The organism is Kitasatospora terrestris, assembly GCF_039542905.1.
In the GTDB taxonomy this organism is placed as follows: Bacteria; Actinomycetota; Actinomycetes; order Streptomycetales; family Streptomycetaceae; genus Kitasatospora; species Kitasatospora terrestris.
The window spans coordinates 194,455-207,658 of the sequence record NZ_BAABIS010000001.1; the positions used below are offsets into that span (position 1 = coordinate 194,455).

General features: G+C 73.8%; 12 protein-coding genes and 3 tRNA genes. 9 read left to right on the forward strand and 6 right to left on the reverse strand.

Annotation, left to right across the window (positions count from 1 at the left end; translation table 11 throughout):
- The first annotated feature begins 86 nt into the window (after nt 1-86).
- The 4 genes from ABEB06_RS00890 (at nt 87) to ABEB06_RS00905 (ending at nt 3,798) form a co-directional block, all read left to right on the forward strand.
- Nucleotides 87-1,193 carry a YihY/virulence factor BrkB family protein gene (locus tag ABEB06_RS00890; protein ID WP_345694805.1) on the forward strand — a complete coding sequence of 369 codons (1,107 nt, stop codon included), beginning with the start codon at nt 87-89 and terminating at the stop codon, nt 1,191-1,193.
- 228 nt (nt 1,194-1,421) lie between these two features.
- Nucleotides 1,422-2,987: an MFS transporter gene (locus ABEB06_RS00895; RefSeq protein WP_345694806.1), complete on the forward strand. Its 1,566-nt coding sequence runs from the start codon at nt 1,422-1,424 to the stop codon at nt 2,985-2,987.
- Nucleotides 2,988-3,017: 30 nt separating this feature from the next.
- The gene (locus ABEB06_RS00900) at nt 3,018-3,197 is read left to right on the forward strand and encodes a hypothetical protein (RefSeq protein ID WP_345694807.1); all 180 of its coding nucleotides are present in this window, start codon (nt 3,018-3,020) and stop codon (nt 3,195-3,197) included.
- Nucleotides 3,198-3,324: 127 nt separating this feature from the next.
- Nucleotides 3,325-3,798: a hemerythrin domain-containing protein gene (locus tag ABEB06_RS00905; RefSeq protein ID WP_345694808.1), complete on the forward strand. Its 474-nt coding sequence runs from the start codon at nt 3,325-3,327 to the stop codon at nt 3,796-3,798.
- An 11-nt stretch (nt 3,799-3,809) separates the two neighbouring features.
- Here ABEB06_RS00905 and ABEB06_RS00910 read toward each other — a convergent pair whose 3' ends face one another.
- A complete protein-coding gene (locus tag ABEB06_RS00910) occupies nt 3,810-4,631 on the reverse strand; it encodes a ribonuclease BN (protein WP_345694809.1) in 822 nt (273 codons plus the stop codon).
- Nucleotides 4,632-4,887: 256 nt separating this feature from the next.
- Between ABEB06_RS00910 and ABEB06_RS00915 the strand changes: the two genes are divergently transcribed.
- Both ABEB06_RS00915 and ABEB06_RS00920 read left to right on the forward strand, forming a co-directional pair.
- Entirely contained in the window at nt 4,888-6,084 is a 1,197-nt protein-coding gene (locus ABEB06_RS00915) for a PP2C family protein-serine/threonine phosphatase (RefSeq protein WP_345694810.1), read from the forward strand.
- A gap of 145 nt (nt 6,085-6,229) precedes the next feature.
- A complete protein-coding gene (locus tag ABEB06_RS00920; RefSeq protein ID WP_345694811.1) occupies nt 6,230-8,008 on the forward strand; it encodes a serine/threonine-protein kinase in 1,779 nt (592 codons plus the stop codon).
- Nucleotides 8,009-8,065: 57 nt separating this feature from the next.
- Here ABEB06_RS00920 and ABEB06_RS00925 read toward each other — a convergent pair.
- From ABEB06_RS00925 to ABEB06_RS00935, 3 genes are all read right to left on the reverse strand, one after another.
- Nucleotides 8,066-8,148 (reverse strand) — tRNA-Tyr (locus ABEB06_RS00925).
- A gap of 1 nt (nt 8,149) precedes the next feature.
- Nucleotides 8,150-8,241: transfer RNA gene (locus ABEB06_RS00930), tRNA-Ser, on the reverse strand.
- Nucleotides 8,242-8,267: 26 nt separating this feature from the next.
- Nucleotides 8,268-8,339: transfer RNA gene (locus tag ABEB06_RS00935), tRNA-Gln, on the reverse strand.
- Between the two features lie 316 nt (nt 8,340-8,655).
- Here ABEB06_RS00935 and ABEB06_RS00940 point away from each other — a divergent pair.
- The 3 genes from ABEB06_RS00940 (at nt 8,656) to ABEB06_RS00950 (ending at nt 10,751) form a co-directional block, all read left to right on the forward strand.
- Nucleotides 8,656-9,114: an excalibur calcium-binding protein gene (locus ABEB06_RS00940; RefSeq protein ID WP_345694812.1), complete on the forward strand. Its 459-nt coding sequence runs from the start codon at nt 8,656-8,658 to the stop codon at nt 9,112-9,114.
- Nucleotides 9,115-9,425: 311 nt separating this feature from the next.
- The gene (locus ABEB06_RS00945) at nt 9,426-9,941 is read left to right on the forward strand and encodes a class F sortase (protein WP_345694813.1); all 516 of its coding nucleotides are present in this window, start codon (nt 9,426-9,428) and stop codon (nt 9,939-9,941) included.
- 186 nt (nt 9,942-10,127) lie between these two features.
- The gene (locus ABEB06_RS00950) at nt 10,128-10,751 is read left to right on the forward strand and encodes a hypothetical protein (protein WP_345694814.1); all 624 of its coding nucleotides are present in this window, start codon (nt 10,128-10,130) and stop codon (nt 10,749-10,751) included.
- Nucleotides 10,752-10,839: 88 nt separating this feature from the next.
- Here the strand turns inward: ABEB06_RS00950 and ABEB06_RS00955 are convergent, their stop codons facing one another.
- Both ABEB06_RS00955 and ABEB06_RS00960 read right to left on the reverse strand, forming a co-directional pair.
- Entirely contained in the window at nt 10,840-12,420 is a 1,581-nt protein-coding gene (locus ABEB06_RS00955; RefSeq protein WP_345694815.1) for an ATP-binding protein, read from the reverse strand.
- Nucleotides 12,417-13,115 carry a response regulator gene (locus tag ABEB06_RS00960; RefSeq protein WP_345694816.1) on the reverse strand — a complete coding sequence of 233 codons (699 nt, stop codon included), beginning with the start codon at nt 13,113-13,115 and terminating at the stop codon, nt 12,417-12,419. Before ABEB06_RS00960 ends, ABEB06_RS00955 begins: the two co-directional genes overlap by 4 nt.
- Nucleotides 13,116-13,204 lie beyond the last annotated feature (89 nt).

Genomic DNA, 13,204 nt, shown 5'->3' on the forward strand with positions numbered 1-13,204 from the left:
GGGCCGTTCCGCCCCGGAGCCGCCCCGCGCCCGCGCCGCCCGCGCCGTCCGCCCCGCGCTGCCGGATCCGCCGGAGAATGCGCCTGATGGAGGTGGGCACACGCCCCGGCATGCCACTCCACCGCAGGCCCCGACAGGGGCACGAACCGACCGCCCCCGGCCCGGGCAGCGACGGCGGCCCAGCCCGTCCCACCAAGATCCCCGGCCCGGGCGGCGACGGCGGCCCCACCGGCCCCACCGACATCCCGGGGCGGGGGTGGGTGGCGGTCCTCGGACGCACCGGCCGCGAGTTCCTCGACGACGAGCTACCGGACCGCGCCGCGGCCCTCACCTACTACGGGGTGCTGGCGATCTTCCCCGCGCTGCTGGTCCTGGTGTCCCTGCTCGGCCTGATCGGCGCCGGCACCACGGAGACGCTGCTGGACAACGTCCAGGCCCTCGCCCCCGGCGCGGTGCGCGACGTCCTGCACGACGCGATCACCCAGCTCCGGTCGAGCCCGGGCACCGGCGGGGTCGTCGCCGTCGTCGGCCTCGCCGGTGCGCTCTGGTCGGCGTCCGGGTACATCGGCGCGTTCATGCGCGCGGGCAACGCCGTCTACGACATCCGCGAGGGCCGACCGGTGTGGAAGACCACCCCGCTGCGGATCGGCCTCACGCTGCTGACCATGCTGCTGCTCGTCGTGTGCGCCGGCATCGTCGTCCTCACCGGGCAGGTCGCCCGTTGGGCCGGCGACCTGCTCGGCATCGGCCGCACCGCCCTCGCCGTCTGGGGGGTCGTGAAGTGGCCGGTCCTGGTCGTGCTGGTCACCTTCCTGATCGCCCTGCTGTACTGGGCCGCCCCGAACGTCCGCGGCCGCAGCCTGCGCTGGATCACCCCGGGCAGCACGCTCGCGGTGCTGCTCTGGCTCGCCCTCTCGGGCGGCTTCGCCGCGTACGTGGCGAACTTCGCCTCCTACAACCGGACGTACGGCACGGTCGCGGCCGTCATCGTCTTCCTGGTCTGGCTGTGGCTGACCAACCTCGCCGTCCTGCTGGGCCTGGAACTGGACGCCGAACTCGCCCGCGAGCAGGCCGTCCTGTCCGGGATGCCGCCCGGTGAGGAGCCCTACGTCGAGCCCCGCTCCACCCGCACCTGGCCGGACGATGCCGACGGCTCCGACGGCCCCCACCGCCTCCACGGCTCCGACGTGTAGGACGCCGCTGTCCGGGCAGCCGTCTCCGACGCGGCTGTTGTCCCCGGCCCACGGCGAGCACGGACCCGGCTGCCCCGGTCTCCGCCGCCGGGCGGGCCGCCACCCGCCCAGCGGCGGGCGGCCCGCCCGGCCGGAGGACGGACGCGACCGGGTCGCCGTCTACACCGGCTCTCCCGGGGTAGGAGCGACCGCCTGAGCGAGGACATGTCGACCGCGAAGGAGGACGCCATGACGGTCCATCGAACCGAGGCCCCGACCCGGGCGGCCCCGCTGCGCAGCACCGTGCCGCAGCGGATGGACCGCCTGCCCTGGAGCACCTTCCACTGGAAGGTGGTCATCGCGCTCGGGATCACCTGGGTGCTGGACGGGATCGAGATCACCATCGCCGGTTCCATCGCGGACCGGCTCCGGGACCAGCAGACCCTGGGGTTCTCGTCCGGCCAGGTCGGCCTGACGGCCAGCATCTACCTGCTCGGCGAGGTCTTCGGCGCGCTGTTCTTCGGCCGCCTGGCCGACCGGCTGGGCAGGCGCAAGCTGTTCATCGCCACGCTCGGCGTCTACCTGGTGGGCAACGGCCTCACCGCGCTGTCGATGAACTTCGCGTTCTTCGCGGTCACCCGTTTCATCGCCGGTGCCGGTATCGGCGGGGAGTACGCCGCCCTGAACTCCGCCATCGACGAGCTGATCCCGAGCCGCCACCGCGGCCACGCGGACCTGGCCGTCAACGGAACCTACTGGCTGGGCGCGATGATCGGGGCCGCGGCCAACCTGGCGTTCCTCAACCCGGCACTGTTCGGACTGGACGTCGGCTGGCGGCTGGGCCTGCTGGTCGGGCCGGTGATCGGCGCCCTGATCTGGGGCCTGCGCCGTACGCTGCCGGAGAGTCCGCGCTGGCTGCTCACGCACGGCAGGCCGGCCGAGGCGGAGCGGGTCGTCGACGACATCGAACGTCAGGTCGAGCGCGGTGGGGCGCGCCTGGAACCGGTGCCGGAGAGCGAAGGGATCGAGCTCAGGCCCCGACCGCCGGTCAGCTACCGGGAACTCGCGCGGATCCTGTTCCGCGACTACCGCAAGCGCTCCGTCCTCGGGTTCATGCTGATGGTGACCCAGTCGTTCCTCTACAACGCGATCTTCTTCACCTACGCCCTGATCCTCGCCGAGTTCTACGACATCCACGGCGGCGCGGTGGCCTACTTCATCTTCCCGTTCGCCGTGGGCAACCTCATGGGGCCGTTCGTCCTCGGGCGCCTCTTCGACACGGTCGGCCGGCGGCGCATGATCGGTGCCACGTACTGCGCGTCCGGTCTCCTGCTGTTCGCCACCGGATGGCTCTTCGCGGCGGGGATGCTCAGTGCCGTCACCCAGACCGTCCTGTGGTGCGTCATCTTCTTCATCGCCTCCGCCGCCGCCTCGTCCGCCTACCTCACCGTCAGCGAGATCTTCCCGGTGGAGATGCGGGCCCAGGCCATCTCGTTCTTCTTCGCCGTCTCCATGCTCTTCGGCGGCGTCGTGGCCCCGTGGCTGTTCGCCACCCTGATCGGCGACGGCGCCGATCCGTGGCGGGTGTTCGCCGGGTACGCGGTCGGAGCCGTCCTCATGGTCGCGGGCGGCCTGACCGCCTACCGGTGGGGCGTCGACGCGGAGCGCCGCTCGCTGGAGAGCGTCGCGATCCCCCTGTCCGCCGTCACCGTCCGGGCCGGCGACACCAGCGCGTCGGGGCTGACCGGCGGCCTGACCAGCCACGTCCGCCGCACGCCGGGGAACCTCACCAAGGACGAGTACTACCGGTCCTGAGACCGGCGGCCGGCCGGAGGTGCGGCGGACATGCGCTGGACGGATCTCGGATGGGCGTTCACCGCGTACGTCGCCGGCCTGCTCACCGTCGGCCTGGTGACCGGCGGGAACGAGGGCCGCGACGTCGCCCTGGGCAGCGCGGCCGGCGCCCTCGCCGCCCTGGCCCTGCTCGCCGTCCGGATCTGGTCACGGCACCACCGGCGGCCGTGACCGGAGCCGCGCTTCGCCGGGCCGGGCCGGCCCGGCGAAGCGGTTCGCCTCCGGCCCGTCTCGGAACCCGCCGACGGGGTACACGCCCACCCCAGGACGGAGTCGAAGCCGGAGAGGAACCGCGCAGATGGACGCGATCGTGCTGCTGAGGAACGACCACAAGACCGTGGAGAAGCTGTTCAAGGCCTTCGAGAAGGCCGGCGAGGACGCCCACGACGAGAAGCGCCGCATCGTCGACCAGGTGATCGAAGAACTCACCGTGCACGCCGTGATCGAGGAGCAGGTCTTCTACCCGGCCGCCCGCGAGGCCGCCCCCGACACCCGGGACCACGTCCTGGAGAGCGTCGAGGAGCACCACGTGGTCGTCTGGATGCTCTCCGAGCTGGCCGACCTCGACCCCTCCGACGAGCGCTTCGACGCGAAGGTGACCGTGCTGATCGAGAACGTGCGCCACCACGTCGAGGAGGAGGAGCAGGACTGGTTCCCCGAGGTCCGCAAGGCGATGGGCCGCAACCGGCTCCTGGAACTCGGCGAGCGCATGGAGGAGGCGAAGCGGACGGCCACCCGCGACCCGCTGAAGGTGCCGAGCGCGCGCGAGTAGCGTCCGCCGCGTCAGGGGCTGCGCCCGCCGTCCGGCGGGCTGGAGGCCGCGAGGAGCCGGCCGGCGAGCGCACCCCCGTACACGGTGTACCCCACGCCGATCAGCCAGGACTGCACCACCAGGATGGTGCCCACCGCGCCGTACGAGACCGCGTTGGACACCATCAGCGGGGCGAAGACCACCTCGGAGAAGTACCGCAGACCGGCGAACGCCGCCACGGTGGCGAACGCACCGGGCAGCAGGCGCAGCCACGCGATGCGCGCACCGAGCAGCAGGTGCTGCAGCCACCAGAAGTACAGCACCCCGCCGCAGGCCCCCACCGCGATCCGGGGGGCCGGCGAGACGGCGTCGCCGCGCCAGGGCAGGCCGCGCCAGGTGCTGAGGAGGATGAGGGCGATCAGCCCCGCCAGGCCGAGGACCTGCCGCCACAGGGTGTGCCAGGGCGCCGGCGCCAGCTGCCAGATCCGCTCGTAGGCGTTCTGGACGGCGGCCATCAGCGACACCCCGAACACGGCGAGGCCCGCCAGGCCCAGCGCCGTGGTGGTGCTCAGCACCTCGCTGCGGGAGGCGAACAGCTCGTTCACGGCGTCGGCGGAGCTGCCGGACACGCCGAGGCCCTCGGTGATCCAGTCCGCGACGCCGCTGCCGCGGGCCGGCAGGGCCGCCGCGATCACCACCAGCAGCGGCACCAGGGTGACGAAGAACAGCGTGGCGAACGCCATCGAACGGTGCAGCAGCTCCAGCTCCCGCCCCTGACGCCAGACCCGCCCCGCGCCCCGCCGGACCCGACGTCCCAGCCCGGCCAGACGGGCACGGGCCCGCTCCTCCGCCACGGAACCCCACCGACCTCCGCCCACCGGCCGTCAACGGCTGGCGGGCGCCGCCGGGTGCGCCCGCTCCTCCCATCCTCCGCGCCCGACGGACAACCGCGCACCCGACGCGCCGCCGGCCGGTCGACGGCGCGTCGGGGGGCCACCGCACCGCGCGGGGCCCGTCCCGCGGATCCGGGTGTCGGCCGTTCGGCGCATCCTGCCGCGCCGCCCGCCGTGTCGGCGCGCTCCGGAGCCCTGTCCGGGATCCGCTGGAGGAATGCCGGACGAGACCCTGCCCCTGAACCTCGGTGAGGAAATGCTGGAGCAGTTCCTCACCTCCGGACGAACCCTCGACCCGAAGGACGCCCCCCGCATCGCCGAGCAGTACACCCGCGCGCTCGGTCTCGGATCGAGCGCCGTCTACCTCACCGACATCCAGCAGAACCGCCTGGTCGCCCTGGCCGACGGCCGCGACCTGCCGATCGAGGGCACCCTGGCCGGCCGGGCGTTCCGCACCGGCACGATGCAGGTCGAGGAGGACGACGCGACGGGCCTGGCGGTGTGGTTCCCGCTGGTCGACGGTGCCGAGCGCCTCGGCGTCCTGAGCCTGCGGACACCGGCGCTGGACCGCGAGGCCGTCCGCCGCTGCCGCCTGGTCGCGGCCCTGCTCGCCATGGTCATCACCTCCAAGCGCGACACCAGCGACAGCTACGCCCACGGCACCCGCGCCGACACCATGAGCCTGCCCTCGGAGATGCTCCGCGCCTTCCTGCCACCGCGCACCGTCTGCACGGACCGGGTCATCTCCACCGCCGTGCTCGAACCGGCCTACCGGCTGGGCGGCGACGCGTTCGAGCACTCCCTGGCCGACGGCGTCCTGCACGCCGCCGTCCTCGACGCCATGGGCCACGACCTCGCGTCCGGGCTCACCGCCGCACTCGCCCTCGCTGCCTGCCGCAACGCCCGGCGCAACGGCGGCGACGTGCCCGACCTGATCACCACCATCGACGACACACTGCACGAGTGGTTCCCCGACCGCTTCGCCACCGGGGTCTTCCTCCGGCTCGACATCGCCACCGGCACCCTCCACTGGGCCAACTGCGGCCACCCCCAGCCCCTGCTGATCCGGGCCAACGAGGTCGTCCCCGACGCGCTGGCCGGCCCGGACGAACTCCCCCTCGGCCTCGGCCACCTCGGCGACACCCCGCGGAGCGTGCAGACCTTCTCCCTCCAGCCCGGCGACCGGCTGCTCCTCTACACCGACGGGGTCGTCGACGCCAAGGGCGCCCAGCACGAGTTCTTCGGCCTGGAACGGTTCACCGACTTCGTGATCCGCACCACCGCCGCCGGCGAGGCCGCACCCGAAGCGCTGCGCCGCCTCATCCACGCCATCCTGGAACACCAGGACGAAGGCCTCACCGACGACGCCACCATCATGATCATCGAATGGCAGCCGGTGGCCCCTCCCCGGTGAACGGCCTCCGCGGCCCGCGCCACGGCCCGGTGACGCGCGACCGAACGGCCGCAGCGGCGGGAGAGCCCGACCGGAACGCCTGGCACCCGTGATCCCCGTGCTGGACAATGGTCACTTCCGCAGGGGAAGTTGACGAGGGGGCGGCGTGCGGGCGGGGGACGTTCTCGGGGGCAGGTACCGGATCGACGCGCGGATCGGCCAGGGCGGCATGGGCGAGGTCTGGCAGGCGTTCGACGTCGAGCTGGGCCGACCGGTCGCGCTGAAGGTCCTGCTGGAGTTCGAGACCGGCGAAGAGTGGCTGCGCCGGTTCCGACGCGAAGCGTCCATCGGCGCCCGCCTCCAGCACCCCGGCATCACGGTGGTCCACGACATCGGCCGGCACGGCACCCGGCTGTTCATCGTGATGGAACTGCTGCGCGGGACGGACCTCGGGCAGCTCATCTCCCGCAACCCGGACGGCCTTCCGGTGTCCCGGGCCGTCGACCTCGCGGCACAGGCCGCCGGTGCGCTCGCCGCGGCCCACGCGCAGCAGGTGGTGCACCGCGACCTGAAACCCGGCAACCTCTTCCTGCTGTCCGACGGCCGTCTGAAACTCTGCGACTTCGGGATCGCCCGGACCGCGCAGGCCACCCAGGGCCTGACGCAGACCGGCCGGCCGTTCGGGACCCCGGCCTACATGGCACCGGAGCAGTGGCGCGGCGAGCACGTCGACGCGCGCTGCGACCTGTACGCCCTGGGCTGCGTGCTGCACGCCCTGCTGACCGGCCGTCCGCCGTTCCCCGAGCGGGAGCAGGCCTGGTCGCTGATGCGCCGCCACCTCGACGAAGTACCGCCGCCACCGAGCACGATCCGCGCGGACGTCCCCGCCGAGCTCGACCGACTGGTCGCCTCCCTCCTCGCCAAGGACCCGGCCCGACGACCGGACGCCACGGCCGTCGCCGCCGCCCTCACCTCCGCCGCCCGGACAGCCGGCGACCACGCCCCGACCCCACCGCCCCCACCTCCCCCACCGCCACCGCCCGCCGACCGCTTGCCGCCGGCCCCCGTCGGCGACCAGCCGCCCGTACCACCGCAGCCGGGGCAGGCGCCGTCGCCGCGCGGCCGCCGCGAGCGGAGCGTCGCCGTGGTCTGCGCGTCCGTCCTCGCCGTCGGCGCGGTCGCCTGGGCCGTCTCCGCCACCCGCGACACCGGACGCGGCAGCGCGTCCGGCGGACGGAGCGCGGCCACGACCGGGTCGAGCACGCATCTCGTGCCGTCACCGACCCGCAGCGCCACCGCGTCACCCAGCCCCACGAAGACCACCCCGTCCCCGTACGTATCCCCGTCCACGTTCACGTCGCCGACCGCCGTCACGAGCCGGACCGCCTTCGACCCCGGATCGCTCGACTCCGCAGACACCGACCGCACACCGCTCACCACCCACGCGCTGCTCCCCGAGAACTTCACCGACGCGAAGGGAGTGCTGTACACGATGAGAAGCGGCGGGGTGGAACCCTGCGTCGACGGCCGCGAATCCAGCCGGGTCCGGACCGCCCTCACCCGCAACGGCTGCCGCGGCACCGTGGCCGCGACCTACACCGACACCGCCGAGCACATCCTGGTCGTCGTCACCGTGGCCGCCATGCCCGACGCCACCGCCGCCGGCGCCGCCCGCGCGGACCTCCTGGAGGCGGCCAGCGGCGAATGGGCCATCTGGTGCCCGCCGACCGGCCCGGCCGCAGCGGTCTGCACCAACTCCACGGCGACGATCAACCGCGCCACCCAGGCCGGCTACCTCAACAGCACCCACCGGTACGTCACCGAGGCCAGGGCCCTCTACATCTCCTTGACCCAGGACCAGTCCATCAAGCCGTGGCTCGACTCGGCCTCACTGGCCGCCTCGTACTCCACCGGGCCGCAGAACTACCTCGGCAACCGCCCGTAGGCCCCCCGCCCAACTGCCCTCGCCCCCCACGGGCACGCCCGGACGGCGACGGACGGATGGTGGGCGAGGACGGATTCGAACCGTCACAGCCGAAGCGGGGGTTTTACAGACCCCGGGGCTCTCCTGTGCCCAGCTCGCCCTTGGCGGAGGAGGTGGGAGTCGAACCCACACGGGTGCTCACGCACCCCGACGGCTTTCCGAGCCGCGGCCGGCGCCCATCGGCTGGCCCCTCCACACGTGGTACTGCAGTGGTACTGCGCTGCCGGACGAGGATTCGAACCCCGATCGCCTGATCCAGAGTCAGGTGTGCTGCCAGTTGCACCCTCCGGCACAGCGGGGCGGCACGAAAAAGGCCGCCCGAGCGGGGAGACGATCCCCGAGGGCGACCCGACACGAAGCCGGTCAGCGCGCTACGAGGACGTCCCGCGATACTGGGACCGCGAGGAGCGCTGATACGACTGGACACGGATCACGGTGTTCACGTCTCGCGCTCCTTCCTCTTGTCCCTGGGCCTGTTCGGCGCGACGGGTCCACAGTGCCGTGTGGCGGCCGGGCGCCACAACACATTTACCGCCGCCGAGTGGCGGGCGCGCACCACGTCGGCACCATGAGTAGTAGATCGCTCACAAACAGTAAGGATCTTCCTCATGCGTATGCGTCTCACCGTCGCCACCACCCTACTGATCGCCGCCGCCTGGAGCCTGCCGCTCGCGGGCAGCGCCCAGGCCGCCGACCTGGACTGCCCGAACTTCTCCACGCAGCAGGAGGCCCAGGCGGTGCTGAACGCCGACCCCTCCGATCCGAACAACCTCGATGCCGACAACGACAACATCGCCTGCGAGGACCTGCCCAGCGGTACCGGAAGCAGCGCTGCCCCCGCCGCGCCGGGTGCCGCGGCCAGTGCCGCGCCGAGCGCCGCGCCGAGCGCCTCGGCGAGCAGCGGGGCCGCGGCCGTCGTCGCTCCGACCGGTCCGGTCGCAGCGGGTGTGGGTCGGGACTCGGGAGGCGGGCAGTCGGCCGTCGCCATCTCCCTCGCGGGTGGTTCGGTGCTCGCGGCCGGCGGCGCGTTCGTCGCGCGGCGCCGCGTCCGGCGCAGCGGGCGTTGATCCACTGACGTCGCATCTTCTGCGGGCCCTCGGCGGGGCGTGTGTGCGGTTCCCGCCGAGGGCCCGGCGTGGTGCGTGCTCGTCGGCCGTCAGTCAGGCCTGAGAGGAAGGGTGGGAGCGTGGAACGTGCGGGCGACCGGGCAGCCGGTGCGACGTCGGCCGACAGGGCTCGGGAAGGTGCCTGGACGTCGGGGGTCCTGCTGGTGGTGTCCGCGTTGCTGGCGGGCGGAGCCTGGTCGACCTCCACTGCCGGCCCGTCGTTGCCGCACCGTGCCCGCCCCGCCTCGGCGCCGCACGGAGCTCCGGCAGACGTGCCGGTCGCCGCCGCCGAGACGGTACCGGCGCTCGGTCGCGGTGTGCCGCAGCGGATCCGCATCGCGTCGCTGGCTGTGGACGCGCCGCTGATCGGGCTGCACCTGGCCGCCGACGGGTCCCTCCAGCCGCCACCCGCGTCGGAGAGCAACCTCGCGGGCTGGTACGCCGAGGGCACCAGTCCCGGCGAGACGGGGACGGCCGTCGTCACCGGGCACGTCGACACAGCCCGGGGCCCGGCCGCCTTCTTCCGTCTGGTCGAGCTCGCGCCCGGCGCGGAGATCGCCGTCGAACGGGCCGACCGCACCGTCGTCCGCTTCGCCGTCGACTCCGTCGTCGCCTACCCCAAGAACGCCTTCCCCAGCGGCCTCGTCTACTCCCCCGCGCCCCGCCCCGAACTCCGCGTCATCACCTGCGGCGGCCCGTACGACCGCGCGCACGGCGGGTACCGGGACAACGTCGTCGTGTCCGCGCATCTGGACTCCGTCGTCCCGGGTCCGGCCGGTGGATCCTGAGCGGCCGCCCGGCAGAGGCCGGGCCCCATGTCCGGCGGGGTGCGGGCGAGGGCGCAATACGCTGGGGCGGTGCTGCTGCCCGGTGTTCCGCGTGTCCGTGTGCCGTCCGCCGTCCGGCCGGCGGTCGAGACGCCGTTCGGCGCGTTGACCTTTGCCACGGGCGTGGGAGGTCTCGACCTTCCGCCGGTGCCCGACGAGCTGTTCGAACTGCCGGGTGGTCGGACGGTCGCGCGCTGGGCCGGTCCCGCGGCGCGGGTCGAGTTGCTGCTGACGGCGTACGATCCCGAGCTCGACCCGGAGCACTGGGGCCCGTTGACCGGCTGCCGGGCGGTCTGGCGGCTGGACGCGTTCGCGCCGCTCGGTCGGGTGCGGTTCTCGGCGGGGCTGCCGTCGGAGCTCCCGGTGGGCGTGGAGGCGGGGTGGGACGGCGGGCAGGGGCTGTGCGCGATCACGGCGGAGGACGAGGGCACGCTGCTCACCTTCGGCGGGAACGACGAGGAGGCGATCTGCTGGGCCGCCGAGTGCGGCGAGGCTCCCCGGCGGTGGGCGGCGTTGACCGAAGAGGTGAACGGCTACTCCTTCGACGGCTGGGGCGTGGACTGCACCGGTTCGCGCGCCATCACCTGGCGGCTGCCTCCGCTGGAGGCCGGTGACCACTGCGAGCTTCCCGTGGTCGCCGCGTGGGCTCCGGCCGCGGTCGCGGAGGCGTGTGCGAACACCTGGTACGCCGTGATGCCGTCGCCCACGGTGCTGCTGCGTCAGGTCGCCGCCGATGTCGCGGAGCGGGCCGAAGCTGCCGAAGGGGGCTGACCACCCCGGGGGTGGTCAGCCGTGGCCTTCGTTCAGCGGAGGCCCGGGCCTTGCGGCGCGGGCCGGACGGCGCCGGGCGCGCGGGCGGTCAGTCGCCGACCGGTGGCTTCGGCACCGTCAGGACGAACACGCCGCCCCCGTCCCGCGGCTCCGGTCCGAGGTCGAGGTTCGCGCCGTGCAGGCGGGCGTTCTCGCGGGCGATGGCCAGGCCCAGCCCGTGTCCTTCGCCGCCGGTGCGGGCCGCGTCGCCGCGGGCGAAGCGGTCGAAGATCCGCTCGCGGAGCTCTGCCGGGACGCCCGGTCCGGCGTCGGCCACCCGGACGGTCACCGTGCGCGCCGTGCCCTCCACCGTCACCCGGACCGGCGGGGCGCCGTGCCGGAGGGCGTTGCCGACCAGGTTCGAGACCACGCCGTGCAGTCGGCGGGCGTCCACCGCGGCCACGGTGTCGCCGTGGCGTTCCACGGTCACCCCGGACGGGTCGGCGCTGTGCGCGGCGACGTCGGCGGCCAGGTCGGCGAGGTCCACCGGGCGGCGGTCGAGGACGACCTCGCCCGCGTCCATCCGGGAGATCTCCAGGAGCTCCTCGGTGAGCCGGGCCAGGCGGCGCAGTTGCGGCGCCACCAGTTCGACGGCCGCGTCGCGGGTGTCCGGGTGTTCCAGGGCCGTGGCGGCGGCCAGCAGGGAGGCGGTCGGGGTGCGCAGTTCGTGGCTGACGTCGGCGACGAAGCGGCGGTGGCGCGCCTCGTGGGCGGTGAGCTGTCCGACAGCCTCGGCGAGCTGGTCGGCCATGTTGTTGAACTCGCGGCTGAGGTCGGCGAGTTCGTCCTGTCCGGTGACCGGCAGGCGGACGGAGAAGTCCCCGCCGCCGAAGGCCCGCGCCGCCGCGCCGGCGGCGCGTACCGGCCGCTGGATCCGCCCGGCCACCAGCCAGGCGAAGGCCGCACCCACCAGCACGGTGATGCCGGTGACCTGGAGCAGGCTGCGCAGGTACGCGCCGGCCTGCTCGTCCACCACGCTCGGGAGGTGGTACTCGACCGCGACGACCGGCTCTCCGGGGAAGCGGTCGTTCGGACCTTGCACGCCGACCACCGCGCCGACGGTCAGCCACGCGGCTCCGGGTGTGCGCAGGACGACCAGGTCCTGCTCGCCCAGGGCGTGGCGCCGGAAGTCGGCGGCCAGGAACGCGGCCACGGGTGTGGTGGTGATCTGCGCGTCGCTGGCGTCGGAGACCAGGGACGGTTTCGGGCCCGGCCAGTCCTCGGGGGGTCCGGGCGGGCCCTCCGGTGCGGCCGCGGTCCGCTGGGGGGTCAGCGCGTAGACCGTGTAGGTGTTGAACTTCCGTACGGACAGTGCCTCGTGGGCCGCGGCCACGGCGTTGGGGCCGTTGCCGGTGCGGACGGCGTTGGCCGCGGAGGTGAGGTCGGAGAGCGCGGTGGAGAGCATCCGGGCCCGGAAGTCGTGCTGGAGGCGTTCGCGTTCGGCGCGGTAGGAGAGCGCCGAGAGCAGGACCGAGGGCAGCAGGAGGGCGAGCAGCACGCTCGCCGCGATCCGTCCGCGCAGGCCGAGGCGGCCCGCGAACGTCCGCGGCCGGAGCCGGAGCAGCGGCCGGAGCAGCGGCCGGAGCCGGGGCAGCGGCCTGGTCAGGGGCGTCGTCCGCCGGGCGCTCACGGGAGGTCCAGCCGGTAGCCGACGCCGCGCACGGTGGCGATCAGGGTGGGCCGGGCCGGGTCGTCCTCGGTCTTCGCGCGCAGCCGCCAGACGCACGCGTCGACGATCCGCGAGTCCCCGAGGTACCCGTAGTCCCAGACCCGGTCGAGCAGGACCTGCCTGGTCAGCACCTGGCCCGGGTGGGTGACGAATTCCAGCAGCAGGCGCAGCTCGGTGGGTGTGAGTTCGACCGGTGCCCCGTCCTTGGTGACGGTCATGGCCCGGGTGTCGACCCGGACCGATCCCAGGTGGACCGTTCCGGACGTGTCGTTCTCCCGCTCGATCGGGGTCGCGCGGCGCAGCACGGCCTTGATCCTGGCGTCCAGGACCCGCGGTTCGACCGGCTTGGCCACGTAGTCGTCCGCGCCGCACTCCAGCCCGGCGACGATGTCGATGGGTTCCGAGCGGGCGGTGAGCATGATGACGGGGGTGCGGCCGACCCTGCGGATCTCGCGGCACACCTCGAAGCCGTCCATGCCCGGCATCATCACGTCGAGCACCACGCACTCCGCCGGCGGTCCGGCCGGTGCGGTCAACGCGGCCAGCCCCATCGGCCCGTCCGGCGCCACCTGGACGTCGTGGCCGAGGCCCATCAGCGCCAACCGCAGTGCCTCCCGCAGCCCGTGGTCGTCCTCGACGACCAGTACGCGTGCCATGTCCGCCTCCTCTCCTCGTTCGATCAGCATGCCTGCAGCGTTCCGCCGTCGTGTGTGCGCCCCATGTGGACCGTGTCTCCGCCGTGCCA